This is a genomic window from Methylobacterium crusticola (assembly GCF_003574465.1).
Classification (GTDB): domain Bacteria; phylum Pseudomonadota; class Alphaproteobacteria; order Rhizobiales; family Beijerinckiaceae; genus Methylobacterium; species Methylobacterium crusticola.
The window spans coordinates 1-23,715 of the sequence record NZ_QOWC01000135.1 but is presented as its reverse complement, the minus strand read 5'-3'; the positions used below and the strand labels follow the sequence as shown (position 1 = coordinate 23,715).

Annotated in this window: 20 protein-coding genes; 15 read left to right on the top strand and 5 right to left on the bottom strand. The window is 73.8% G+C overall.

Annotation, left to right across the window (positions count from 1 at the left end; all coding sequences use genetic code 11):
• Positions 1–47: 47 nt before the first annotated feature.
• On the bottom strand, positions 48–1,346 hold the full coding sequence (gene ccrA, locus DT057_RS25640) for a crotonyl-CoA carboxylase/reductase (protein WP_128564923.1): 1,299 nt from the start codon (positions 1,344–1,346) through the stop codon (positions 48–50).
• 193 nt (positions 1,347–1,539) lie between these two features.
• Here ccrA and DT057_RS25635 point away from each other — a divergent pair, with 193 nt between their 5' ends.
• The 3 genes from DT057_RS25635 to DT057_RS25625 all read left to right on the top strand — a co-directional run bounded on the left by DT057_RS25635 (position 1,540) and on the right by DT057_RS25625 (position 5,656).
• Positions 1,540–3,558 carry a protein meaA gene (locus DT057_RS25635; RefSeq protein ID WP_128564922.1) on the top strand — a complete coding sequence of 673 codons (2,019 nt, stop codon included), beginning with the start codon at positions 1,540–1,542 and terminating at the stop codon, positions 3,556–3,558.
• Positions 3,559–3,671: 113 nt separating this feature from the next.
• Positions 3,672–4,676 carry an MraY family glycosyltransferase gene (locus DT057_RS25630; protein WP_128564921.1) on the top strand — a complete coding sequence of 335 codons (1,005 nt, stop codon included), beginning with the start codon at positions 3,672–3,674 and terminating at the stop codon, positions 4,674–4,676.
• A complete protein-coding gene (locus tag DT057_RS25625) occupies positions 4,673–5,656 on the top strand; it encodes an NAD-dependent epimerase/dehydratase family protein (protein ID WP_128564920.1) in 984 nt (327 codons plus the stop codon). Before DT057_RS25630 ends, DT057_RS25625 begins: the two co-directional genes overlap by 4 nt.
• Here DT057_RS25625 and DT057_RS25620 read toward each other — a convergent pair.
• The 4 genes from DT057_RS25620 to rpoZ all read right to left on the bottom strand — a co-directional run bounded on the left by DT057_RS25620 (position 5,611) and on the right by rpoZ (position 10,038).
• The gene (locus DT057_RS25620) at positions 5,611–6,285 is read right to left on the bottom strand and encodes a LabA-like NYN domain-containing protein (protein ID WP_128564919.1); all 675 of its coding nucleotides are present in this window, start codon (positions 6,283–6,285) and stop codon (positions 5,611–5,613) included. The genes DT057_RS25625 and DT057_RS25620 overlap by 46 nt on opposite strands.
• A gap of 186 nt (positions 6,286–6,471) precedes the next feature.
• Positions 6,472–7,062: an orotate phosphoribosyltransferase gene (pyrE, locus tag DT057_RS25615; protein ID WP_128564918.1), complete on the bottom strand. Its 591-nt coding sequence runs from the start codon at positions 7,060–7,062 to the stop codon at positions 6,472–6,474.
• A 79-nt stretch (positions 7,063–7,141) separates the two neighbouring features.
• On the bottom strand, positions 7,142–9,379 hold the full coding sequence (locus DT057_RS25610; protein ID WP_128564917.1) for a RelA/SpoT family protein: 2,238 nt from the start codon (positions 9,377–9,379) through the stop codon (positions 7,142–7,144).
• Between the two features lie 248 nt (positions 9,380–9,627).
• A complete protein-coding gene (gene rpoZ, locus DT057_RS25605; RefSeq protein WP_128564916.1) occupies positions 9,628–10,038 on the bottom strand; it encodes a DNA-directed RNA polymerase subunit omega in 411 nt (136 codons plus the stop codon).
• A gap of 280 nt (positions 10,039–10,318) precedes the next feature.
• Here rpoZ and DT057_RS25600 point away from each other — a divergent pair, with 280 nt between their 5' ends.
• The 12 genes from DT057_RS25600 to DT057_RS25545 all read left to right on the top strand — a co-directional run bounded on the left by DT057_RS25600 (position 10,319) and on the right by DT057_RS25545 (position 23,638).
• Positions 10,319–11,053: a carbonic anhydrase gene (locus DT057_RS25600; RefSeq protein WP_128564915.1), complete on the top strand. Its 735-nt coding sequence runs from the start codon at positions 10,319–10,321 to the stop codon at positions 11,051–11,053.
• Between the two features lie 118 nt (positions 11,054–11,171).
• Positions 11,172–12,107 (top strand): ACP S-malonyltransferase, encoded by a 936-nt coding sequence (gene fabD / locus DT057_RS25595; RefSeq protein WP_128564914.1) that lies wholly within the window; start codon positions 11,172–11,174, stop codon positions 12,105–12,107.
• Positions 12,108–12,133: 26 nt separating this feature from the next.
• Positions 12,134–12,874 (top strand): 3-oxoacyl-[acyl-carrier-protein] reductase, encoded by a 741-nt coding sequence (gene fabG, locus DT057_RS25590; RefSeq protein WP_128564913.1) that lies wholly within the window; start codon positions 12,134–12,136, stop codon positions 12,872–12,874.
• 237 nt (positions 12,875–13,111) lie between these two features.
• Positions 13,112–13,348, top strand: a complete 237-nt coding sequence (locus tag DT057_RS25585; protein WP_048448006.1) for an acyl carrier protein — start codon at positions 13,112–13,114, stop codon at positions 13,346–13,348.
• Positions 13,349–13,409: 61 nt separating this feature from the next.
• Positions 13,410–14,669, top strand: coding sequence for a beta-ketoacyl-ACP synthase II (gene fabF, locus DT057_RS25580; protein WP_128564912.1), 1,260 nt, complete (start codon positions 13,410–13,412; stop codon positions 14,667–14,669).
• Positions 14,670–14,907: 238 nt separating this feature from the next.
• Entirely contained in the window at positions 14,908–16,272 is a 1,365-nt protein-coding gene (gene mltG, locus DT057_RS25575) for an endolytic transglycosylase MltG (RefSeq protein ID WP_128564911.1), read from the top strand.
• Between the two features lie 19 nt (positions 16,273–16,291).
• Positions 16,292–17,170, top strand: coding sequence for a YicC/YloC family endoribonuclease (locus DT057_RS25570; protein WP_128564910.1), 879 nt, complete (start codon positions 16,292–16,294; stop codon positions 17,168–17,170).
• A 126-nt stretch (positions 17,171–17,296) separates the two neighbouring features.
• Entirely contained in the window at positions 17,297–17,971 is a 675-nt protein-coding gene (gene gmk, locus DT057_RS25565; RefSeq protein ID WP_128564909.1) for a guanylate kinase, read from the top strand.
• 135 nt (positions 17,972–18,106) lie between these two features.
• Positions 18,107–18,910, top strand: coding sequence for an SDR family NAD(P)-dependent oxidoreductase (locus tag DT057_RS25560; RefSeq protein ID WP_128564908.1), 804 nt, complete (start codon positions 18,107–18,109; stop codon positions 18,908–18,910).
• Positions 18,911–18,949: 39 nt separating this feature from the next.
• Positions 18,950–20,341 (top strand): dihydrolipoyl dehydrogenase, encoded by a 1,392-nt coding sequence (locus tag DT057_RS25555; protein WP_128564907.1) that lies wholly within the window; start codon positions 18,950–18,952, stop codon positions 20,339–20,341.
• 127 nt (positions 20,342–20,468) lie between these two features.
• Positions 20,469–23,060 carry a histidine kinase dimerization/phosphoacceptor domain -containing protein gene (locus DT057_RS25550; protein WP_128564925.1) on the top strand — a complete coding sequence of 864 codons (2,592 nt, stop codon included), beginning with the start codon at positions 20,469–20,471 and terminating at the stop codon, positions 23,058–23,060.
• Positions 23,057–23,638, top strand: a complete 582-nt coding sequence (locus tag DT057_RS25545) for a biliverdin-producing heme oxygenase (RefSeq protein ID WP_162501501.1) — start codon at positions 23,057–23,059, stop codon at positions 23,636–23,638. Before DT057_RS25550 ends, DT057_RS25545 begins: the two co-directional genes overlap by 4 nt.
• Positions 23,639–23,715 lie beyond the last annotated feature (77 nt).

Below are 23,715 nucleotides of genomic sequence, written 5' to 3'. Positions count from 1 at the left end.
AAAATGCGTTAACCCGGATTCCTAGCCCTGCCCCGCGGGCGCCCCGCTCAGCGCGAGCCGGAGAGCTCCAGCACGTCGTCGAACGTGCGCAGCCCCGCCCGCGGCGCGTTCACCAGCACCGCCATGTTGCCGGGCGCGTGCTGGTTCTTCCACATCTTGGTGTGGGCCTGGGGGATCTTGTCCCAGGGGAAGAGCTCGCTCATGCAGGGGTCGACCCGCCGGTCGAGGACGAACTGGTTGGCGGCCGCCGCCTGCTTGAGGTGGGCGAAGTGCGAGCCCTGGATGCGCTTCTGCCGCATCCAGACGTAGCGGGCGTCGAAGGTGATGTTGAAGCCGGTGGTGCCGGCGCAGAACACCACCATGCCGCCGCGCTTCACCACCAGGGTCGAGACCGGGAAGGTCTGCTCGCCGGGGTGCTCGAACACCGTGTCGACGTCGTTGCCCTTGCCGGTGATGTCCCAGATCGCCTTGCCGAACTTGCGCGCTTCCTTGGTCCACTCGGTGTATTCAGGCGAGTTGACCTTGGGCAGCTGGCCCCAGCACTGGAAGTCCTTGCGGTTGATGACGCCCTTGGCGCCGAGGCTGATGACGTAGTCGCGCTTCGACTCGTCGGAGATCACCGCGATCGGGTTGGCGCCGGCCGCCGCGCAGAGCTGGACGCCGAAGACGCCGAGGCCGCCCGAGGCGCCCCAGACGAGCACGTTCTGGCCCGGCCGCACCACGTGGGGGGCGTGGCCGAACAGCATCCGGTAGGCGGTGGCGAGGGTCAGCGTGTAGCAGGCCGATTCCTCCCAGGTCAGGTGCTGGGGCCGCTTCATCAGCTGGCGCGACTGCACCCGGCAGAACTGGCCGAAGGAGCCGTCCGGGGTCTCGTAGCCCCAGATGCGCTGCGAGGGCGAGAACATCGGGTCGCCGCCGTTGCACTCCTCGTCGTCCCCGTCGTCCTGGTTGCAGTGGACGATGACCTCGTCGCCCACCTTCCAGCGCTTCACCTTGGCGCCGACCGCCCAGACGATCCCGGACGCGTCCGAGCCCGCGACGTGGAAGGGCGCCTTGTGGACATCGAAGGGCGAGATCGGCTCCCCGAGGCCGGCCCAGACGCCGTTGTAGTTCACGCCCGCGGCCATCACGAGGACCAGCACCTCGTCGTCGCCGATCGACCAGGTCGGCACGACCTCGATCTGCATCGACTGCTCGGGCGGGCCGTGGCGGTCGCGCCGGATCGCCCAGGCGTACATCTTCTCCGGCACGTGGCCGAGCGGCGGAATCTCGCCGACCTCGTAGAGGTCCTTGTTCTGAGACACGCCGCCCCTCGCGGCCGGTTCCAGCGCGGCGCTCGCTGCCATCGTGGCCCTCCCTCGTGATATTGCACTGCACCGACGATCCTAGCGGCGTTCCAGGGACGCTCCAATAGACCTTTTGGCAGCGCGCCGCGGCCGGGCCGGTCGCGATGGTGCTTAGGTCACGGGTGACGCTCCGGGGCGCCTTGGCTAGGATGAGGCGCCGGGCCGAGCGCTGGCGAACGAAGGCGAGGGCGTGATGGGCGAGCTGGCGACGAAGCGGGACAAACCCTGGATCATCCGCACCTACGCGGGCCACTCCACCGCGGCGGAATCGAACGTGCTCTACCGCGGCAACCTCGCCAAGGGGCAGACCGGCCTCTCGGTCGCCTTCGACCTGCCGACCCAGACCGGCTACGACCCCGACCACGAGCTCGCCCGCGGCGAGGTCGGCAAGGTCGGCGTCTCGATCGCGCATCTCGGCGACATGCGGACCCTGTTCCGGGACATCCCGCTCGCGCAGATGAACACCTCGATGACCATCAACGCCACGGCGCCGTGGCTGCTGGCGCTCTACCTGGCGGTCGCCGAGGAGCAGGGCGCGCCCTTCCCGGAGCTCCAGGGCACGACCCAGAACGACATCATCAAGGAGTACCTGTCGCGGGGCACCTACGTGTTCCCGCCCGGCCCCTCCCTGCGGCTGACCAAGGACGTGATCCTGTTCACGACCCGCGAGGTTCCGAAGTGGAACCCGATGAACGTCTGCTCCTACCACCTCCAGGAGGCGGGGGCGACGCCGGTCCAGGAGCTCTCCTACGCGCTCGCGGTCGCGGTCGCGGTGCTCGACACCGTGCGGGAGGACCCCGAGTTCGACCCCTCCACCTTCGCGGACGTGGTCGGGCGCATCTCGTTCTTCGTCAACGCGGGCCTGCGCTTCGTCACCGAGATCTGCAAGATGCGGGCGTTCAGCGATCTCTGGGACGAGATCTGCCGCGACCGCTACGGCATCGACGACCCCAAGAAGCGCATCTTCCGCTACGGCGTGCAGGTGAACTCCCTGGGCCTGACCGAGCAGCAGCCGGAGAACAACGTCCACCGCATCCTGATCGAGATGCTCGCGGTGACGCTCTCCAAGCGCGCCCGCGCCCGGGCCGTGCAGCTCCCGGCCTGGAACGAGGCGCTCGGCCTGCCGCGGCCGTGGGACCAGCAATGGTCGATGCGCATGCAGCAGATCCTCGCCTTCGAGACCGACCTCCTCGAGTACGACGACATCTTCGACGGCTCGACGGTGATCGACGCCAAGGTCGAGTCCCTGAAGGCCGAGACCCGGGCCGAGCTCGCGCGCATCGGGGCGCTCGGCGGCGCCGTGGCGGCGATCGAGACCGGCACGCTCAAGCGCGCCCTCGTCGAGTCGAACGCCCGGCGCATCGCGGCGATCGAGCGCGGCGAGCAGGTCGTCGTCGGGGTCAACAGGTTCCAGAACGGCGAGCCCTCGCCCCTGACCGCCGGCGACGGCGCGATCTTCACGGTGTCGGAGACCGTCGAGATGGAGGCCGAGCAGCGCATCCGCGCCTGGCGCGGGGCCCGGGACGGGGCGGCGGCGGCGGCGGCCCTCGACGCCCTCGAGGCCGCGGCGCGGGAGGGCCGGAACGTGATGCCGGCCTCCATCGCCTGCGCCAAGGCCGGCGTCACGACCGGCGAGTGGGGCGAGCGCCTGCGCGCGGTCTTCGGGGAGTACCGCGCGCCCACCGGCGTCTCGCCGGAGACGCTCTCGTCGGGGGCGGCCGAGGAGGCGCGGCTGCTCGTCGCCGACCTCGGCGAGCGGCTCGGCGAGGCGCCGAGGCTCGTGGTCGGCAAGCCCGGCCTCGACGGCCACTCGAACGGCGCCGAGCAGATCGCCCTGCGGGCCCGCGACGTCGGCTTCGACGTGACCTACGACGGCATCCGCCAGACCCCGGGCGAGATCGTCGCCCGGGCCCGCGAGCGCGGCGCCCACATCATCGGCCTGTCGATCCTGTCGGGCTCCCACGTGCCGCTCGTGCGCGAGGTCCGGGCCCGCCTGCGCCAGGAGGGCCTCGACCACATCCCGGTGGTGGTCGGCGGCATCATCTCGGCCGACGACGAGCTGGTGCTCAAGAACATGGGCGTGGCGGCGATCTACACCCCGAAGGACTACGCCCTCGACACGATCATGGTCGGGCTCGCCAAGGTGGTGGAGCGCAGCCTCGCCCGGCGCGAGGCGGACGCGGCGCTCCCGCGCCGGGAAGAGGTGTTCTGACGCCCGCAGGCCGCGTCCCGCCGGGCGGGCCTCGTTGACGCCCGCCGGGGGCCCCCTGGTGGCGCCCGGGCGCCCGCCTTCCTGCTGCCGCGCATCCCGCGTACACCTCCGGCATGTCGCCGCTCTCGACCCTCGCCGCCGTCCCGCTCGCCGCCGGGATCGCCGCCGTCCTGATCCTCCTGCTGCGGCCGCTCCTCGTGCGCTACGCGATGGCGCGCCCGAACGCGCGCTCGAGCCACCGGGTGCCGACGCCGCAGGGCGGCGGCCTCGCGGTCGTCGCCGCCGCGATCCTCGTCGCCGGCGCGCTGGCGGACCTGCCGAGCCGCGAGCTGGCGGTCCTGGCGGGCGCCGCCGTCGGGCTCGCGGCCGTGGGGGCGGCCGACGACATCCGGCCGCTGCCGGTCCTCGTGCGCCTTCCCGTGCAGGGCGCCGCGGTGGCGCTGCTGGTCGCGGCCTCCGGCGTCCGGCTCGCGCCCGACCTGCCCGCCTGGCTCGAGGGCGGCCTCGCGGTCCTGGCGGGCCTGTGGTTCGTCAACCTCGTGAACTTCATGGACGGGCTCGACTGGATGACGGTGGCCGGGATGGTGCCGCTCCTCGGCGCGCTCCTGGCCTTCGGCCTGCTCGGCCCGCTGGCGCCCGCCGCCACGCTGGTGGCGGCGGCCCTCCTCGGCGGGCTCCTCGGCTTCGCGCCGTTCAACCGGCCGGTGGCGCGGCTCTTCCTCGGCGACGTCGGCTCCCTGCCGGTCGGCCTCGCGGTCGCCTGGCTGCTCTACCGGCTGGCGGGGGAGGGCGGGCTCGCCGCCGCGATCCTGCTGCCCCTCTACCCCGTCGCCGACGCGACCCTGACGCTGCTGCGCCGGGCCCTCGCCCGCGAGCCCGTCTGGCAGGCCCACCGCACCCACTACTACCAGCGCGCCACCGCCCACGGCCGCAGCGTCCCGGCCGTCGTCGGCACGGTGTTCGCGCTGAACCTCGGGCTCGCCCTCCTGGCGGCCGCGACCCTGGCCTGGCCGACCTGGCCCGTGACCCTCGCGGCGCTCGGCGCCGGGGCGGGCCTCGTCGCCGGGGTGCTGCGGCTGTTCGCCATGCCCCGGGCCCTCGGGACCGCCGCCGCATGACCGGTCCCCTGATCGCCCTCACGGGCTCGACCGGCTTCATCGGCCGGCACCTCCTCGCCACCCTGACGGCCCGCGGCTACCGGGTCCGGGTGCTCCTGCGCCGGCCCGACGCGCTGCCGCCCGGGACCAGCGGCGCCGTCGTCGGCGACCTCGCCCGGCCGCAGAACATGGCGGCGGCGCTCGCGGGCGTCGACGCGGTGGTGCACTCGGCGGGGCTCGCCCACGCCATGTCGGGCGCGCCCGAGGACGATTACCGGACCTTCAACACCGAGGCGACCCGCGGCCTCGCCCGGGCCGCCGCGCGGGCGCGCGTGCGCCGCTTCGTGTTCCTGTCCTCCATCCGGGCCCAGTCCGGCCCGTCCGCCGGGGCGGTGCTGACGGAGGACGTTCCGGCGGCGCCGACGGACGCTTACGGCCGCTCCAAGCTCGCCGCCGAGGAGGCGCTCGCGGAGATCGGGATCGACTACGCCGCCCTGCGGCCGGTGCTGGTCTACGGGGCCGGCCAGAAGGGCAACATGGCGGCGCTGCTCCGGCTCGCGGCCCGGCCCGTTCCCCTGCCGTTCGGCGGGCTGCGGGGGCGGCGCTCCCTGGTCTCGGTCGAGGCGCTCGGCGAGGCCGTCGACGCGGTGCTGCGGGCGCCCGGGCCCCTGCGGCGGCCCTTCATCGTCAGCGAGGCGGACGCCCTCACGGTGGCGGAGATGATCGCGGCCCTGAGGGCCGGCCTCGGGCGCCGGCCGGGCCTGCTGCCGGTGCCGGCCGGCCTCGTCGCGGCGGCCCTGCGCCTCGCCGGGCGCGCCGAGCTGCAGGCGCGGCTGGCGGGCTCCCTCGTCGCCCGCGCCGACGCGCTCGCGGGCCTCGGCTGGTCGGCGCCCTGGGCGAGCCGCGAGGGGCTCGAGGCGCTCGCGCGGGCGGGCGGCCCCGGCCGGGCGCCGGCTCAATCCTCGACGTCGTCCTCCTCGTCGTCCTGGCGGATCCCGTAGCGGTTCTCGAGGTTCGGGGCCGGGCGCGGCGCGCGCTCGGGCCCCTCCCGCGTCCGGTCCGGCGCCTCGCCCGGGCCGGAGCGGCCCGGGCGGGCGGCCCGGTCGGCCTGGTCGCGGCCGATGCGCGGGATCAGCTGGACGATGTCGACGAAGTCGTCGGCCTGCCGGCGCAGCTCGTCCGCGACCATGGGCGGCTGGGTCTGCACGGTCGAGACCACCGTGACCCGCACGCCCCGGCGCTGCATGGCGGCCACCAGGGGCCGGAAATCGCCGTCGCCGGAGAACAGCACCATGTGGTCGATGAAGGGGGCGAGCTCCATCGCGTCGATGGTGAGCTCGATATCCATGTTGCCCTTGACCTTGCGGCGGCCGGACGAGTCGGTGAACTCCTTCGCGGGCTTGGTCACGACCCGGTAGCCGTTGTAGTCGAGCCAGTCGATCAGGGGTCTGATCGACGAGTACTCCTGATCCTCGACCAGGGCGGTATAGTAGAAGGCCCGGATCAGGTTCTCGCGCGCCTTGAAATCTGCCAGCAACTTCCTGTAATCAATATCGAAACCGAGCGTCTTGGTGGTGGCATAGATGTTGGCGCCATCGATGAAAAGGGCGCTTCGTGAGTAACCGGGCATTCGCGATTCCTGCTCATGCGGTACGGCCGCACGAGAAATATCAGCCTCAATCGGCTGCGAAAGTGGCTCATCATCCAGTCGGGAGGATGCAACACTCGCGCTGCGCCGCACGCATCGGTTCGCAGCCTGCAATGGGCTGAGCTAAGGATGTGTCGCCCCGGCTGTCAAGGACGGCCTTGGTCGGGTTCAGGCCGCAGGCAGGGCGCGGCTGCCGGGCTTCACGGCCGGGATCGCGGCGAGTTCGGGGGGCAACTGGTCGGGGGGGTAGTTCGGGATGTCGAGCGTCACCAGGGCGACGAGGGGCAGGCCGAGATCCGCCCGCCCGCCGGAGCGGTCGATGAGGCAGGCCGCGCCCACCACCGCGCCGGGCTCGGTCGCCAGGGCGGCGAGGCACTCCCGGGAGGACAGGCCGGTCGTGACGATGTCCTCGACCATCACGGCGCGGGCCCCCGCCGGGATCCGGAACCCGCGCCGCAGGGCGAACGGGCCGCCCGGATCGCGCTCGACGAAGATCGCCCGCGCGCCGAGCGCCCGGGCGGTCTCGTAGCCCGGCACGATCCCGCCGACCGCCGGCGAGACGACGTAGTCGACGGCGCCGTACCGGTCCGCGATCCGCTCGGCCAGGGCGGCGCAGACCCGGGCGGTGCGGACCGGATCGGTGAAGATCGCCATCTTCTGGAGGAAGACGGCGCTGTGGAGCCCCGACGACAGCACGAAGTGGCCTTCGAGCAGGGCGCCGGCGGAGCGGAATTCGGCGAGAACCTCGTCGGACGTCATCGGGACCGGATCGTTCGCATCATCGTGGCCGGGCTTGTGGCAGCGCCCGGGGCCGGGCGCAACCGGCCCCGGGCGCGCATCACCCGTTCACGCGGTCGACCCGGCTCACCACCTGCTTGGCGCGCAGCTCCGACACGATGGCGTTGAGGTGCTTGAGGTCCCAGACCGCGAGGTCGATGACCACGTCGGTGAAGTCCTGGGTGCGGCGCTTCATCGAGATGTTGTCGATGTTGCCGTCGTGGTCGGCGATGACCTGGGCGATCTGCGCGAAGCTGCCGGGCTCGTTGATCGACTGCAGGGCGAGGCGGGCCGGGAAGCGCTGGTGGGGACCGCCGTCGACGTCCCAGCGCACGTCGAGCCAGAGGTCGGGCTCGTTGTCGAAGGCGGCGAGCGCCGGCGACTGGATCGGGTAGATGGTCACGCCCTCGCCGGGCGTCAGGATGCCGACGATGCGGTCGCCCGGCACGGCGCCGCCGTCCGGCGCGAAGCGCACCGGCAGGTCGCGGTCGAGGCCCCGGATCGGGATCCCGCCGTCCTCGGGGTCCTTGGCCCCCCCGCCCTTCGCCCCCCCGCCCTTGCCCGGCCAGGTCAGCCGCACCGTCTGGTCCTTGTCGAGGGAGAGCCGGCCGGCGCCGTTGACGTGCGGCCGCGGCCCGCCCTGGGCCGGGGGCGCCCCGCGGCGCTCGTCCTTGTAGTCGGGATAGACCGCCTTCACGACGTCGCCGGAGAACATCTCGCCCCGGCCGACCGCCGCGAACACGTCCTCGCCCGAGAGGCGCGCGAGGCGGGGCAGGGCGCCCCGGAGCTTCTCGTCGGAGAAGTTCTTGCCGGCGCGCTCGAAGGCGCGGTCGAGGATCTGGCGCCCCAGGCCGGCGTACTGGCGCCGCACCGCCGAGCGGGTGGCGCGCCGGATCGCCGCCCGGGCCTTGCCGGTGACGACGAGGGATTCCCAGGCCGCCGGCGGGGTCTGGCCGTCGGCGCGGGCGATCTCGACCTCGTCGCCGTTCTGGAGCTCGGTCAGGAGCGGCGCGATGTGGCCGTTGATCTTGGCCCCGACGGCGGTGTTGCCGACGCCCGTGTGCACCGCGTAGGCGAAGTCGATCGGCGTCGCGCCGCGGGGCAGGGCGATCAGGCGGCCCTTGGGGGTGAAGCAGAAGACCTGGTCCTGGAACAGCTCGAGCTTGGTGTGCTCCAGGAACTCCTCCGGGCTGTCGCCCTCGGCGAGGAGCTCGATGGTGCGGCGCAACCACTGGTAGGCGCCGCTCTCGGTCGAGAGGTGGGGCGAGCCGTCCTTGTAGAGCGCGTGGGCGGCGATGCCGTACTCGGCGATGTCCTCCATGGCGGCGGTGCGGATCTGCAATTCGACGCGCTGGCTCTTCGGCCCGATCACCGTCGTGTGGATCGAGCGGTAGTCGTTCTGCTTGGGCGTCGAGATGTAGTCCTTGTAGCGCCCGGGCACCATCGGCCAGGTCGTGTGCACGACCCCGAGCGTCCGGTAGCAGGTGTCGACGCTGTCGACGACGACCCGGAAGCCGAAGATGTCGGAGAGCTGCTCGAAGGCGACCGACTTGCGCTCCATCTTGCTCCAGATCGAGTAGGCGCGCTTCTGCCGCCCGGTGACCGTGGCGCGGATGCCCGCCGCGGCGAGCTTCTGGGTCAGGTCGTGCTCGATGCTCTCCACCAGCCGCTCGGACTTGGCCGAGAGGTCGGCCAGGCGCTTGCTGATGGTGGCGAAGGCCTCCGGCTTCAGGATCTGGAACGAGAGCTCCTCGAGCTCCTCGCGCAGCTCCTGCATGCCCATGCGGCCCGCGAGGGGCGCGTAGATGTCGAGGGTCTCCTGCGCGATGCGGGCGCGCTTCTCGGCCGGCATGTGCTGGAGGGTGCGCATGTTGTGCAGGCGGTCGGCGAGCTTGACCAGCAGCACCCGCACGTCCGCCGCGATGGCGAGCAGGAGCTTGCGGAAGTTCTCGCCCTGCGCGGCCTGCCGCGAGACGAGGTCGAGGCGCTTGATCTTGGTCAGCCCGTCGACGAGCTTGCCGATCTCGGGCGTGAACAGCCGGTTGATCTCGTCCAGCGTGGCGGCGGTGTCCTCGACGGTGTCGTGCAGCACCGCCGCCACGATGGTGGCGTCGTCGAGGCGCAGGTCGGTGAGGATCGCGGCGACTTCGAGCGGATGGGCGAAGAAGGGATCGCCCGAGGCGCGCCTCTGCGTCCCGTGCGCCCGCATCGCGTAAATGTAGGCCCGGTTGAGCAGCGCCTCGTCGGCCGCGGGATTGTAGGCCTTGACCCGCTCGACGAGCTCGTACTGGCGCATCATCCGCCGGTGGTCTCCTGGGCGCCCGCACGCGGCCGGTCCGGAGGGGTCACTGACGGGCGCGAGACCACCTCCGGCGCGTCGCCGCGAGCCGATCGAGCCGGAGCGCCCCCGCCAACGACGCTCGAGGATTCGCCGCGACTATCGAACCGATCGGCCGCCCGCGCCAGACCCTAAACGTCGCGGCGGCGCGCCGGTTCTCCGCGCGCGGCCGGTTCTCCGCGCGCCGGCGCGCGGACTTTAAGGCGCCCTCAGTCGCCCTCGTCGTCGGTCTCGGTCGGGGGCGCCAGGTTCTCGAGGCCGCGCAGGAGGTCCTCCTCGCTCATGCGGTCGAACTGGACCTCGCCGTCCTCGCTCGTCGATTGCGGCGCCACGGCGGCGGCGGCCGGCGAGCTCGATAGGAGCGGCACGGTCTCGGCCTCGGGCTCGTCGACCTCGACGTACTTCTGGAGCGAGTGGATCAGCTGCTCCTTGAGGTCGTCGGGCGTGATGGTCTCGTCGGCGATCTCGCGCAGGGCCACGACCGGGTTCTTGTCGCGGTCGCGGTCGATGGTCAGCGGTGCGCCCGACGAGAGCAGGCGGGCGCGGTGACCGGCGAGCAGTACCAGCTCGAACCGGTTCTCGACCTTGTCGATGCAGTCTTCAACGGTGACGCGAGCCATGCACGGCTCCTTCCTTGGGACGAACGGCGGTCTCGGAGAACGGGCCTACCTACACGAGACGCGCTTTTGCAACAAGCATCCCGGTGGCCGGCGCGCCCGCCGCCCGGGTCAGGGCCGGGGCCGGTGTGGCCGGTGTGGCCGGATCCGGCCGATCCGGGCCGGGCCGAGGGGGCCGGCATCCCGCAACGGGCGGAGGCATCGGCGTCCCTTTCGTGCGAGGCTGACCGCCTCGAGGATGGCTGACCGCCTCGAGGATGAGAGCGTGAGGGGAGATTTTCCCATGATGGATCGTCTGAGCCGCCGCCGCCTGCTCGGCTGCGGGTGCTCCCTGGGTGCCGCCGCGGCCGCGGCCGGCCTCGCGGGGCCCTTCCGGGCCGCCCCCGGCCTCGCCGCGGAGCCGACCACCCGGCGCACCACCTACTCGCCCGACGAGGCGCTCAACGTCCTCAAGGAGGGCAACCGGATGTTCAAGACGGACAGCCCGGTCCGCGCGGTCCAGGGTCGCGAGCGGCGCATCGAGATCGCGCTGAGCCAGTCCCCGTTCTGCGTGCTCGTGAGCTGCTCGGATTCCCGCGTCTCGCCCGAGATCCTGTTCGGCCGCGGGCTCGGCGAGCTCTTCATCGTGCGCAACGCCGGCAACACCGTCGACACCGCGGCTCTGGGCTCGATCGAGTACGCGGTGGCCAAGCTCGGCGTGCCCCTGATCCTGGTCATGGGCCACAGCCGCTGCGGCGCCGTCGAGGCGGCGGTGGACGTCGTCAGGAACAACACCGTCTACCCCGGGGCGATCGGGCAGATGATCGAGCCCATCGTCCCGGCGGTGCTCGGCGTGCGCGACCTCGGCGGCGACCTCGTCGAGAACGCCGTGCGGGCGAACGTCAGCCGGGTGGTCCGGCGCCTGCGCACCGCCTCGGAGCCGGAGCTGCTCCGGCCCCTGGGGGAGCGGACGCTGCGCATCGTCGGTGCCGCCTACAGCCTCGACAGCGGGGCGGTCGATTTCTTCGACGAGGCCTGACGCGGCGCCCGGGCGGCGATTCTTTCCGCGCCCGCCACGCTTGACTGCGGCCGGCCGCGGTGCGAGTGGCGCCGCCCAATCGCTGCGGATTCGCAGCGCCAGGGCAGGGAACCACGCCGTGTCGCGCGCCTTCATCTTTCCCGGCCAGGGCAGCCAGGCCGTCGGCATGGGCTCCGGCCTCGCACAGGACCACGCGGCCGCCCGGGCGGTGTTCGCCGAGGTCGACGCGGCCCTGGGCCAGAACCTGTCCCGGCTCATGTTCGAGGGGCCGGCCGAGGAGCTGACCCTGACGGCGAACGCCCAGCCGGCCCTGATGGCGGCCAGCATGGCGGTGCTGCGGGTGCTCGAGGCCGAGCGCGGCCTCGATCTCGCCCGCGACGTCGCCTTCGTGGCGGGCCACTCCCTCGGCGAGTACAGCGCGCTCGCGGCGGCCGGCAGCCTGTCCCTCGCGGACGCGGCCCGCCTGCTGCGCCTGCGCGGGGAGGCGATGCAGCGGGCGGTCCCGGTCGGCGCCGGCGCCATGGCGGCGCTGCTCGGCCTCGACGTCATGGCGGCGGAGGCGGTCGCCGGCGAGGCCCAGCAGGGCGAGGTCTGCGACGTCGCCAACGACAACGGCGCCGGGCAGGTGGTGGTGTCGGGCCACCGGGCCGCGGTCGAGCGCGCCGTCGCCCTGGCCCAGGCGCAGGGCGCCCGGCGCGCCGTGATGCTCAACGTCTCGGCCCCGTTCCATTGCGGGCTGATGCGCCCGGCCGCCGACACCATGCGGGCGGCCCTCGCCGAGGTGACCCTGCGTGCCGCCGCCGTGCCGGTCATGGCCAACGTGCTGGCGGCCCCCATCCGCGAGCCGGAGGCGATCCGCGACGCCCTGGTGCGCCAGATCACCGGCACGGTGCGCTGGCGCGAGTGCGTCGCCGCCATGGCGGCGGCGGGCGTCGACGCCTTCCACGAGATCGGCACCGGCAAGGTGCTGTCCGGCCTCGTCAGGCGCATCGCCCCCGGCAGCAGCGCCTCCACCATCGGGACGTCCGCCGAGGCGGCGGCGTTCCGCCCCTGAGTTCCGCGAGCGGGAAGCGCCAGAGCATGTTCGATCTCAGCGGCCGCAAGGCCCTCGTCACCGGCGCCACGGGCGGCCTCGGCGGCGCCATCGCCCGGGCCCTGCACGCGCAGGGAGCCCACGTCGCGGTGTCGGGCACGCGCCGGCCGGCCCTCGACGCACTCGCCGAGGAGCTCGGGTCCGGGCGGGTCCACCTGCTCGAGGCCGACCTCTCCGACGCGGCGGCGGTCGAGGGGCTGGTGCCGGCGGCCGAGGCGGCCCTGGGCGGGCTCGACGTCCTCGTCAACAACGCCGGCATCACCCGGGACAACCTCTTCCTGCGCATGAAGGACGAGGAGTGGGACAGCGTCATCGCGGTGAACCTGACGGCGGCGTTCCGGCTCTCGCGGGCGGCCGTCAAGGGCATGATGAGGCGGCGCCACGGCCGCATCGTCAACATCGGCTCGGTGGTGGGCGCGACCGGCAACGCGGGCCAGGGCAACTACGCCGCCGCCAAGGCCGGCCTCGTCGGCCTCACCAAGGCGCTGGCCGCCGAGGTGGCGAGCCGCAAGATCACCGTGAACTGCATCGCGCCGGGCTTCATCGCCTCGCCGATGACCGACGGGCTGAGCGAGAAGCAGCGCGAGGGCATCCTCGCCACGGTGCCGATGGGGCGCCTCGGGGAGGGCCGGGAGGTCGCCGCCGCGACGGTCTACCTCGCCTCCGACGAGGCCGCCTACGTCACCGGCCACACGCTCCACGTCAACGGCGGCATGGCGATGTTCTGACCGCGGGACCCCCCTCGGAGCCTCCCCTGAACGGGCGCTGAACCGGGCCTCGCCACGGCGGAATCCCTGTGTTAAGCACCCGCCGGCCGTCCAAGGGGTTGACGGACCAGCCGTCCGCGGCTTTCCACGACATGCGCGACCGGGAGCCCCGGCCGCATCACCGGCGTCACGAATGGGCTCCGCCCGCACGCGGCCGCCCGGCAGAATCCCACGAGAAAGAACCTGAGGACCATTACGATGAGCGATATCGCGGACCGGGTGAAGAAGATCGTCGTGGATCACCTCGGCGTCGAGCCCGAGAAGGTGACCCCGAACGCGAACTTCATCGACGATCTCGGGGCCGACAGCCTCGACACGGTCGAGCTGGTGATGGCGTTCGAGGAAGAGTTCAACGTCGAGATCCCGGACGACGCCGCCGAGACCATCCAGACGGTCGGCGACGCGATCAAGTTCCTGGAGAAGAACTCCGGCTGAGGTCGGGCGTTCTCAGGAGAGGTGTAGCGCTGCCGTCATGGGATCGGGTCGGGATAACGCGATGCGTCGAGTCGTCGTCACGGGCCTCGGGATGGTGTCGCCGCTGGGGAGCAGCGTCGACGTCACGTGGAGCCGCCTCGTCGAGGGGCGGAGCGGTGCCGCGCGTGTCGAGGCCTTCGACGTCTCGGATCTGGCGTGCAAGATCGCCTGCTCGATCCCCCTCGGCGACGGCAGCGGCGGAACCTTCAACCCCGACCGGTGGATGGAGCCCAAGGAGCAGCGCAAGGTCGACCCGTTCATCGTCTACGCGATGGCGGCGGCCGGCCAGGCCCTGGACGATGCCGACTGGCATCCGGCCTCCTACGAGGACCAGATCGCGACCGGCGTGCTGATCGGCTCCGGCATCGGCGGCATCGGCGGCATCTACGATGCCTCCGTGACCCTCTACGAGAAGGGCCCGCGGCGGATCTCGCCGTTCTTCATCCCCGGCCGCATCATCAATCTCGCCTCCGGGCAGGTCTCGATCGCGCACGGGCTGAAGGGCCCGAACCACGCGGTGGTGACGGCCTGCTCGACGGGCGCCCACGCGATCGGCGACGCCGCGCGCCTGATCGCGCTCGGCGACGCCGACGTGATGCTGGCGGGCGGCGCCGAATCACCCATCAACCGGCTCTCGCTCGCGGGCTTCGCGGCCTGCCGGGCGCTCTCGACCGGCTTCAACGACGAGCCCCAGCGGGCCTCGCGCCCCTACGACCGCGACCGCGACGGCTTCGTGATGGGCGAGGGCGCGGGCGTGGTCGTGCTCGAGGCCTACGAGCACGCCGTGGCCCGCGGCGCCAGGATCTACGCCGAGGTCGTCGGGTACGGCCTGTCGGGCGACGCCTACCACATCACCTCGCCCTCGCCCGACGGCGACGGCGCCTACCGCTGCATGAGCGCCGCCGTGAGGCGGGCCGGGATCGCGCCGGCGGAGATCGACTACATCAACGCCCACGGCACCTCGACGCCGCTCGGCGACGAGCTCGAGCTGAAGGCCGTCGAGCGCCTGATCGGCGACGCCACCGGCATCGCGATGTCCTCCACCAAGTCGGCGACCGGGCACCTGCTCGGCGCGGCCGGCGCCATCGAGGCGATCTTCTCCATCCTGGCGATCCGCGATCAGGTCGTGCCCCCGACCCTGAACCTCGACAACCCCTCCGTCGAGACCGCCCTCGACCTCGTCCCCTTCGAGGCCAGGCGGCGCAAGGTCGACATCGTCCTGTCGAACTCCTTCGGCTTCGGCGGCACCAACGCCTCGCTGATCCTGCGCCGCGTGGCGTGAGGGACCGCCCGGGCGCCGGGGCGCCGCGCCGGATCCCGGGGCGCGGGGCGACGCCGTCCGGGTGCCGGCGGGCCGGAATCGACGCGGCGGCGGTCCTCCCGCCCCGCCGCGGGGCGGCGTGCCCGCGTCCCGGCTCCATTTCGCCATAAAGCCTGCTAGGGTCGTGGCGCTCCGCCCCCAGGGCCGGCACGCGCGCCCAATCCGTCGAGGATCCCGGGCGCGCCACGACAGGACCGCCATGTTTCGCAAACGCAAGACGGATGCGCCGGCCCCGAGCGCGCCGGAGCAGCCTATCCCGCAGAACCGGCTCGCCCCGCGCAGCCCGAGCGAGGCCATCAAGCCCACGGCCGCGCCACAGCCGCCCGAGAAGCCGGTGCGGGAGCGCGGCGGCCTGCTCTCGGCGGTGAGCGGCTTCCTCACCCTGTTCGTCATCCTGGGGCTCGGCGCCATGCTGGGCCTCGTGGTGCTGGAGCGCCAGACCAACGAGGCGGGCCCGCTCGCGAACGACAAGGTCGTGGTGGTGCCCCGCTCCAGCGTCGGCGAGATGGCCGACCTCCTGCGGCGCGAGGGCGTGATCGCCCACCCGCTGCTGTTCGAACTGACCGCCCGCCTCGGCCGCAAGCAGGCGCTCAAGGCCGGCGAGTACGGCTTCAAGGCCCATGCCAGCATCGACGACGTCGTCGACACCCTGATCCAGGGCCGCCCGGTGCAGCACGCCGTCACCTTCCCGGAGGGCCTGACGAGCGAGCAGATCGTGGCCCGGCTGAACGAGAACGACGTGCTCACGGGCGACATCAACGAGACGCCGCCCGAGGGCACGCTCCTGCCCGACACCTACAAGTTCGAGCGCGGCGACACGCGCCAGAAGATCCTCAACCTGATGCGCACGAAGCAGCGCGAGGTCCTGGCCCAGATCTGGCAGCGCCGCTCGAGCGACGTCCCGGTCCGCACGCCCCAGGAGATGGTCACCCTCGCCTCCATCGTCGAGAAGGAGACCGGGCGGGCCGACGAGCGGCCCCGGGTCGCCGGCGTGTTCGTCAACCGGCTCCAGAAGCGCATGAAGCTGCAATCCGACCCGACCATCGTGTACGGCCTCGTCGGCGGGCGCGGCACGCTCGGGCGCGGCATCCTGCGCTCCGAGATCGACCGGCCGACGCCCTACAACACCTACATGATCGAGGGCCTGCCCCCGGGCCCGATCGCCAATCCGGGCCGGGCCGCCCTCGAGGCCGTCGCCAACCCGTCCCGCACCAAGGAGCTGTTCTTCGTCGCCGACGGCACCGGCGGGCACGCCTTCGCGGAATCCCTCGACGCCCACAACCGCAACGTCGCCCGCTGGCGCCAGGTCGAGAAGGCCAAGGCCGCCGCCGATCCGGGCTCCGGCATCGGCGTCGACAAGGTCGAGCCGCCGGCGGCCGATCCCTCGGCGCTCTCCCCCCGCACGGCGCTTCCGGGCGCCCCCATGGCGTATGACGGCGGCGACCCGGCGGCGGGCCGCTCCCGCGCCTTCGACGCCTCGGAGGGGACGGCCCGGGATCCGCTCCGCAACAAGACCTACGACCTGAACTCGCCCAAGACGGTTCCGGTCCTGCGCAACCCTTGAGAGAGTGCCGGAAGCCGAGATGCCGATCGCCAGCATGACGGGCTTTGCCCGGGAGACCGGCACGACCGGGCCGGTGCAGTGGGCCTGGGAGCTCAAGAGCGTCAACGGCCGCGGGCTCGAGGTCCGGGTCCGGGTCCCGGCCGGGCTCGACGGCGTCGGCGACGAGGCGCGCGGGCTGGTCCAGAAGCGCCTCGGGCGCGGCCAGTGCCAGCTCACCCTGACGCTGTCGCGGGCCGAGACCGCCCCGCGGGTGCGGATCAACGAGGCCCTGCTCGCCTCCCTGGGCGAGGCCATCGCCCGCGTGCCGCTGCCGCCGGGCATGCGGCCCGGCACGGTCGACGGCCTGCTCCAGGTCCGCGGCGTCGTCGAGATCGAGGAGGAGACCGCGGACGACGAGGCCCTGCGGCACGACCTCGCGGGCGCGGCCCGGCGGCTGGTGGACGCCCTGGTGGAGGGCCGCGAGGGGGAGGGAAGGGCCCTCGCCGACGTGATCCTGGGGCAGGTCGCCGCCATGGCGGAACGCGTCGACGCCGCCGATCTCTGCCCGGCCCGCCGGCCCGAGGCGGTCCGGGCCCGCCTCGCCGCCCAGGTCGCGGCCCTGGCGGAGGCCGGCGGCGGCCTCGACCCGGCGCGCCTGCACCAGGAGGCGATGCTGCTCGCCGCCCGGGCCGACATCCGCGAGGAGATCGACCGCCTGCGCGCCCACCTCGCGGCGATCCGCGACCTCCTGGCGGCCGGCGGCGCCGTCGGGCGCCGCCTCGACTTCCTGGCCCAGGAGCTCGGCCGCGAGGCCAATACCCTGTGCGCCAAGGCCAACGACGTCGCGCTCTCGCGCATCGGCCTCGACCTCAAGGCCACCGTCGAGCAGTTCCGCGAGCAGGTTCAGAACGTCGAGTGAGGCGCCCGGCCGGCGCCGCCTCGGCGCGCCGACCGGGCGTCGAGGGGCGCCGGGCGCGCGCGGGGCGCGCGCGAGAGAGACCCGGCCGGACGGGGCCCGGCCCCTTGTGCGAGGAAGCGTGTGACGATGGCTGTGGGCTCCGAACTCTCGACGTCGCCGGTTCCGCGCCGCGGCCTGGTGCTGATCCTCTCCTCGCCCTCCGGGGCGGGCAAGACGACCCTGACCCGCGCCCTGGCGCAGCGGCCCGACTGGGGTCTGGAACTGTCGGTCTCGGTCACCACCCGCGCCCGGCGCCCCTCGGAGATCGACGGCCAGCACTACCGCTTCATCGACCGCGACGCCTTCGAGGCCCTGCGCGAGCGCGACGACCTGCTCGAATGGGCCGAGGTGCACGGCAACTACTACGGCACGCCGCGCCGGCCGGTGGAGCGGGCCCTCGCCGCCGGCCGGGACATGATCTTCGACATCGACTACCAGGGCACCCGGCAGGTGCGGGGCAAGCTGCGCGACGACGTCGTCACCATCTTCATCCTTCCCCCGAGCATGGCGGAGCTGCGCCGCCGCCTGGAGCGCCGCGCCGAGGATTCGGCCGAGACCATCGAGCGTCGGCTGCGCAACGCCCGTACCGAGATCGAGCGCTGGTCCGAGTACAACTACGTGCTCGTCAACGACGACCTCGACCGCTCCTTCAAGACCCTGGAGGCGATCCTCACGGCCGAGCACCTGCGCCGGGAGCGCCAGGTCGGCCTCGACCGCTTCGTCGAGGCGCTCCTGGCCCAGCCCGACGCCGCGGCGGGCTGAGCGGTCGGACGCGCGGGAACGAATCGCCCGCAATCGAGGTTGCCCGGCAGTCGACTTCACGGCCCGACGAGGCGGCGGCGCGCCCGGCGCGGGCACGGGCGCTGCGCCTCGGGGCCGACGCACAGGGCGGGCAGCATGGATCTCGGCATCAAGGGCCGCGTCGCGGTGATCACCGGCGGCGATTCGGGCATCGGCTTGCGGACGGCCGAGTTCCTGCTCCGGGAGGGGGTCCGGGTGGTGCTCTCCGACAAGGAGCCGGAGGCGCTCGCGCAGGCGGCCGGGCACCTGCGGGGCCTCGGCGACGTGACGGCGGTGCCCGCCGACCTCCTGGAGCCCGCCGACGTCGAGGCCCTGCGCGCCCGGGCCGAGGCCGCCTGCGGCCCGGTCCACATCCTGGTCAACGCCGCCGGCATCACCGGGCCGACGGGGGATTTCCTGACCATCACCGACGCCCAGTGGCGGGAGGCCCTGGAGGCCGACCTCCTCGCGGCCGTCCGGGTCTGCCGCGCCTTCATCCCGGGGATGCGGGCGCAGGGCTGGGGCCGCATCGTGGTGATCGGCTCCGAGGACGCCGTGCAGCCCTACGCCGAGGAGCTGCCCTACTGCGCCGCCAAGGCCGGCCTGATCAACCTCGCCAAGGGCCTGTCCAAGGCCTACGGCCCCGACGGCGTCCTGGTGAACGCGGTCTCGCCGGCCTACATCGAGACGCCCATGACCGACGCCATGATGGAGAAGCGGGCGGCGGAGCGCGGCACCGACGTCGCCGAGGCGGTGCGCAGCTTCCTGACGGAGAACCGTCCCGGCATCGTGATGCGGCGCCGGGGCCGGCCCGAGGAGGTCGCCTCGGCCATCGCCTACCTGTGCTCGGAGCACGCGAGCTTCGTCACCGGCGCCAACCTCCGGGTCGATGGCGGCGCCGTCCACACGATGTCCGTCTGAGGTCAGGCGACCGTCCCGGCCCGAGGAGGACAGACACAGATGCGCGAGATCGCCTGCGACGTGGCGGTGATCGGGGCCGGCACGGCCGGGATCGCCGCCCATGCGGCCGCCACCCGGGCGGGCGCCCGGGCGGTGCTGATCGAGCGGGGACCGGGCGGCACCACCTGCGCCCGGGTCGGCTGCATGCCCTCGAAGCTCCTGATCGCCGCGGCCCGCGCCGCGCAGGATGCCCGCGCGGCCGGGCAGTTCGGCATCGTGGTCGCGGGGGTGCGGGTCGACGGCGCGGCCGTGATGGGGCGCCTGCGGGCGGAGCGCGACCGCTTCGTCGCCTCGGTGCTGTCGGGCCTCGAGCGCATCCCGGCCGAGCTGCGGCTCGCCGGCAGCGCCCGCTTCGCCGACGCGACCACGCTCCTCGTCGACGATCACACCCGCGTGGCCGCCCGCAGCGTCGTGATCGCCACCGGGTCGAGCCCGGGCGTGCCGCCGGTGCTCGAGGCCGTCGCCGACCGGGTCCTCACCACCGACACGCTCTTCGAGCGCGCGACCCTGCCCGAATCCCTGGCGGTGCTCGGGGCCGGCCCGGTCGGCGTCGAGATCGCCCAGGCCATGGCGCGCCTCGGCGTGCGCGTGACGCTCATCGATCCGGCGCCGGCCGTCGGGGGAGCGCGGGACCCGGAGGTCGCGGCCTGCGCCGCCGCCCTGATCGGCGAGGCGCTGGACCTGCACCTCGGCGCGACCGTCGAGGCGGCCGAGGCCGTCCCGGACGGCGTGCGCCTGCGCTGGCGCGGGCCGGACGGCGCGGAGGGGCACGCCACCGTCGAGCGGGTGCTCGCCGCCGCCGGGCGCCCGCCCAACCTCGCCGGCCTCGATCTCGCCCGGGCCGGGCTCGACCGCGACGAGGCCGGCCTGCCGGACTTCAACCCGCAGACCCTCCAGTGCGGCAGCGCGCCGGTCTTCCTCGCCGGCGACGTCAACCGCGAGCACCCGGTGCTGCACGAGGCCCAGCGCCAGGGCTGGGTCGCGGGCGGCAACGCGGCGCGCTTCCCCCAGGTCGAGGCCCCGGAGCCCTGGCCGTCCCTGGCCATGGTCTTCACCGACCCCGAGATGGCGGCGGTCGGCCGGCGCTTCGAGGCGCGGGCGGCCCGGGAGTGGGTCATCGGCGAGGCCTCCTTCGCCGACCAGGGCCGCGCCCGGGTGATGGGCCGCGCCGCCGGCCTGATGCGGGTCTACGCCGAGCCGGACGGCCGCCTTCTCGGCGGCGAGATGGTGGGGCCGGGCGTGGAGCACCTCGCGCACACGCTCGCGGTGGCCCTCCAGGAGGGCTGGACCGCCGCGACCTTCCTGGACCGGCCGTTCTACCACCCGACCCTGGAGGAGGGCCTCCAGAGCGCCGTCAAGGCGATCGCCGACCGGACCGGGGGAACCCGGTGACGGGGTCGCGCGCCGGCCCGCACGGGAGGCGCCCGCGGCGGTTCCGTCCCCGTGCGGAACCCGGTAAGGTGCCGGCCTGAGACGCGAGACGGGGCCCGGTGCGGGCAGCTTGGGTACCTTGAGCGACGTGACACCCGACCCCACCCACGACCTGCGCGGCCCGCAGCTCGACGCCCTCGCGCCGGACGCGATCGATCGCCTGCCCGTGGGCGTGATCCAGGTCGACGGCGCCGGCACCGTCCACGTCTACAACCGCGCCGAGAGCGCGTTCTCCGGCCGCGCGCCCGAGCGCGTGATCGGCCGCAACTTCTTCCGCGACGTCGCGCCCTGCACCCGCCTGCCGCACTTCTACGGCCGCTTCCGCGAGGGCGTACGCCGCGGGCGCCTCGATGCGACCTTCTCGTTCGTCTACGGCTTCGACCCGCGGCCGATGAAGGTGCGGGTCAGCCTGTGCCGGGCCGCCGCGGCCGACCGCTACTGGATCGTCACCGAGCCCGTCGAGGCGCTGGAGCCCGGCCACCGGCGCGAGGCGGTGCAGGCGGCCGTGAGCCAGCGGGTGCGGGCCGAGCCCGTGGATCCCCGCCTGTGCGAGCAGGAGCCGATCCACGTCCCGGGCGCCATCCAGCCGCACGCCGTGCTGCTCGCCGCCGACGCCGCGAGCCTGGCGGTGGTGGCCTGCAGCGCCAACGTGCGCGACGCCCTCGACCGGGATCCCCTCGGCCGGCCCCTCGACGCGGTCCTGGGCGGGGCGCTCGCCGGGGAGATCCGCGACGCGCTGGCGGACGGCCCCGCGGATCCCGGCCGGATGCTGCGCCGGCGGGTGGTCCTGCCGGCGGCCGGGGGCATGCCGTTCGAGGTCGTGGCCCACCGCAACGGCGGGCGCATCCTCGTCGAGCTCGAGCTGGCGCCCTCAGACCCGGACGATTTCCGCACCGCGAGCCCGCGCGACGTCGAGATCGCGGTGGCGCGCCTCAGGGGGGCCGACACCCTGGAGGCCGCGGCCGCGGTGGCGGCCCGCGAGACCCGGGCCCTGACGGGCTTCGACTGCGTGCTCGTCTACCGCTTCGACGCCGACTGGAACGGCGCCGCCATCGCGGAGGACAAGGATCCGGCCTGGACCCGGGAGCTCCTCGGCCTGCACTTCCCCGCCTCCGACATCCCGGCCCAGGCCAGGGCCCTCTACACCCGGGCGAAGAGCCGCTTCGTCATCGACCGCGACTACGTGCCGGTGCCGCTCGTGGCCGCCCCCGCCGACACCGTGCCGGTGGACCTCACCTTCGCGCAGGCCCGCAGCCTCTCGCCGATCCACCTCGAGTACCAGCGCAACCTCGGCGTCAACGGCTCGATGTCGGTCTCGATCCTGGTCGGGGGCGCGCTCTGGGGCCTGATGATCGGGCACCACCGCACGCCCCACTACGTGCCCCCCGAGACCCGCTCGGCCGCGACGGTGGTGGCCGACGCCTTCGCGATGCGCGTCCACGAGCTCGAGGGCGTGAGGCTCTGGCGCGAGCAGCAGGAGCACCTCGCCATCGAGAGCGAGCTCGTGCGCGCGCTCGCCCGCTCGGACGATTTCGTGGGCGCCCTGACGACGGGGCCCCGCACGCTGCTCAGCCTGTTCGGCGCGACCGGCGCCGCCACCGTCTCGGCGCAGGCCGTGCGGGTGCTCGGCACGACCCCGCCGGCCGAGGCGGTCCTGGCGATCGCCGAGTGGCTGCGGGCGACCCTGCCGCCGGAGCGCACGAGCTACGCGACCGCCGAGTTCAGCGCCGCCCACCCGCCGAGCGCCCCCTACGGCGATTGCGCCGGCGGCCTGCTCGCGGCCTTCGTGGACGCGGACCGGCGCAACCTCCTGCTCTGGTTCCGGCCCGAGGTGCCGAGCACCGTCACCTGGGGGGGCGATCCGCGCAAGCCCGTGCTCGCCGGCAGCGGGCCGGCGGTGCTGCTGCCGCGCCGCTCCTTCGAGCGCTGGGTCGAGGAGCGGCGCGGCGTCTCCGAGCCCTTCGCGCCCTGGCAGGTCGCCATCGCGGAGGCGCTGGCGCAGGCCGTCGAGGGCGTGGTGCTGCGCCAGCGCCGCAAGATCGCCGAGCTCACCGGCCTCCTCGCCGACAAGGAGCGCCTGCTCGTCCAGAAGGACCTGCTCACCCGGGAGATCGACCACCGGGTCAAGAACTCGCTCCAGATCGTCTCGGCCTTCCTGCAGATGCAGCGCCGGCAGGTGGCCGACCCGGCCGCGAAGGCGGCCTTCGCCGAGACCGCCGCCCGGGTGATGAGCGTCGCGCGGGTGCACGACAGCCTGTACCAGGCCGAGAGCGTCGAGGAGGTCGATCTCGGGCAGACCATCGAGAACCTCTGCGCCGACCTCGCCGGCATGGCCGGGCAGGGGCAGGCGGTGGAGCTCGAGGCCGAGCCCGGCCTGATGGTGCCCTACCGCAAGGCGGTGGCGCTCTCGCTCATCGCCACGGAGCTCGTGACGAACGCCCTCAAGTACGCCTTCGCGGAGGCCGGCGGCCGGGTCGCCGTCAGCGTCGCGGGCGTGCCGGAGGGGCGGGTGCGCCTGTCGGTCTGCGACGACGGCCGCGGCCTCCCGGAGGGCTGGGCCGAGCTGCCCGCCGAGGGCACGGGGCTCGGCATGAAGCTGGTCCGGGCCATGCTCGACCAGATCAACGCCCGGATCGAGGTCGAGAACCGCCCGGGCGCCTGCTTCACGGTCACCGCGTGAGCGCGATCCTGGCTCGCCTGAGGGACGAGACCCGGGAGGCGCACGCGCGCATCGAGCGCGACCTCGACTGGGAGCGCAGGATCGCGACCCGGGCGGGCTACCGCGCCCTCCTGGCCCGGTTCTGGGGCTTCCACGCCGCCTGGGAGCCCGCCCTCGCGCGGGCGCTTCACGACGAGGCCTTCCTGGCGCCGCGCCGGCGCCTCGCGCATCTCGAGGACGACCTCGCGCGCCTGGGGCTCGCTCCGGAGGCGGTCCGGGCCCTGCCGCGGCCCGGGGGGCCGCTGCCCCGGACCCGCCCGGAGGCCCTCGGCAGCCTCTACGTGCTGGAGGGCTCGACCCTCGGCGGCCAGGTCGTCGCCCGGGCGGTGGAGCGCCGCCTCGACCTGCGCGACGGCGAGGCCTGCCGCTACTACCGGTCCCACGGGCGCGACACGGGCGCGATGTGGACGGCGTTCCGGGCGAGGCTCGAGGCCGAGGCGCGGGCGCGTCCGGCCGAGGTGCCGGCGATCCTCGCGGGCGCCGAGGCGACCTTCGTGGCGATGGCCGAGTGGCTCTGCGCGGACGCGATTCCCGCCTGACCGCCGGCCCGCGCCGCGGGGGGGGGCGGGGAGGGGACCTCGCCCATCCGTCACGGAATCGTCGCGCGGGGAGTTGA

Bases quoted from the DNA above. Each gene is read 5' to 3' on its own strand.
- ccrA (WP_128564923.1), bottom strand. From the start codon at position 1,346: ATGGCAGCGAGCGCCGCGCTGGAACCGGCCGCGAGGGGCGGCGTGTCT.
- DT057_RS25635 (WP_128564922.1), top strand. From the start codon at position 1,540: ATGGGCGAGCTGGCGACGAAGCGGGACAAACCCTGGATCATCCGCACC.
- DT057_RS25630 (WP_128564921.1), top strand. From the start codon at position 3,672: ATGTCGCCGCTCTCGACCCTCGCCGCCGTCCCGCTCGCCGCCGGGATC.
- DT057_RS25625 (WP_128564920.1), top strand. From the start codon at position 4,673: ATGACCGGTCCCCTGATCGCCCTCACGGGCTCGACCGGCTTCATCGGC.
- DT057_RS25620 (WP_128564919.1), bottom strand. From the start codon at position 6,285: ATGCCCGGTTACTCACGAAGCGCCCTTTTCATCGATGGCGCCAACATC.
- pyrE (WP_128564918.1), bottom strand. From the start codon at position 7,062: ATGACGTCCGACGAGGTTCTCGCCGAATTCCGCTCCGCCGGCGCCCTG.
- DT057_RS25610 (WP_128564917.1), bottom strand. From the start codon at position 9,379: ATGATGCGCCAGTACGAGCTCGTCGAGCGGGTCAAGGCCTACAATCCC.
- rpoZ (WP_128564916.1), bottom strand. From the start codon at position 10,038: ATGGCTCGCGTCACCGTTGAAGACTGCATCGACAAGGTCGAGAACCGG.
- DT057_RS25600 (WP_128564915.1), top strand. From the start codon at position 10,319: ATGATGGATCGTCTGAGCCGCCGCCGCCTGCTCGGCTGCGGGTGCTCC.
- fabG (WP_128564913.1), top strand. From the start codon at position 12,134: ATGTTCGATCTCAGCGGCCGCAAGGCCCTCGTCACCGGCGCCACGGGC.
- DT057_RS25585 (WP_048448006.1), top strand. From the start codon at position 13,112: ATGAGCGATATCGCGGACCGGGTGAAGAAGATCGTCGTGGATCACCTC.
- fabF (WP_128564912.1), top strand. From the start codon at position 13,410: ATGCGTCGAGTCGTCGTCACGGGCCTCGGGATGGTGTCGCCGCTGGGG.
- mltG (WP_128564911.1), top strand. From the start codon at position 14,908: ATGTTTCGCAAACGCAAGACGGATGCGCCGGCCCCGAGCGCGCCGGAG.
- DT057_RS25570 (WP_128564910.1), top strand. From the start codon at position 16,292: ATGCCGATCGCCAGCATGACGGGCTTTGCCCGGGAGACCGGCACGACC.
- gmk (WP_128564909.1), top strand. From the start codon at position 17,297: ATGGCTGTGGGCTCCGAACTCTCGACGTCGCCGGTTCCGCGCCGCGGC.
- DT057_RS25560 (WP_128564908.1), top strand. From the start codon at position 18,107: ATGGATCTCGGCATCAAGGGCCGCGTCGCGGTGATCACCGGCGGCGAT.
- DT057_RS25555 (WP_128564907.1), top strand. From the start codon at position 18,950: ATGCGCGAGATCGCCTGCGACGTGGCGGTGATCGGGGCCGGCACGGCC.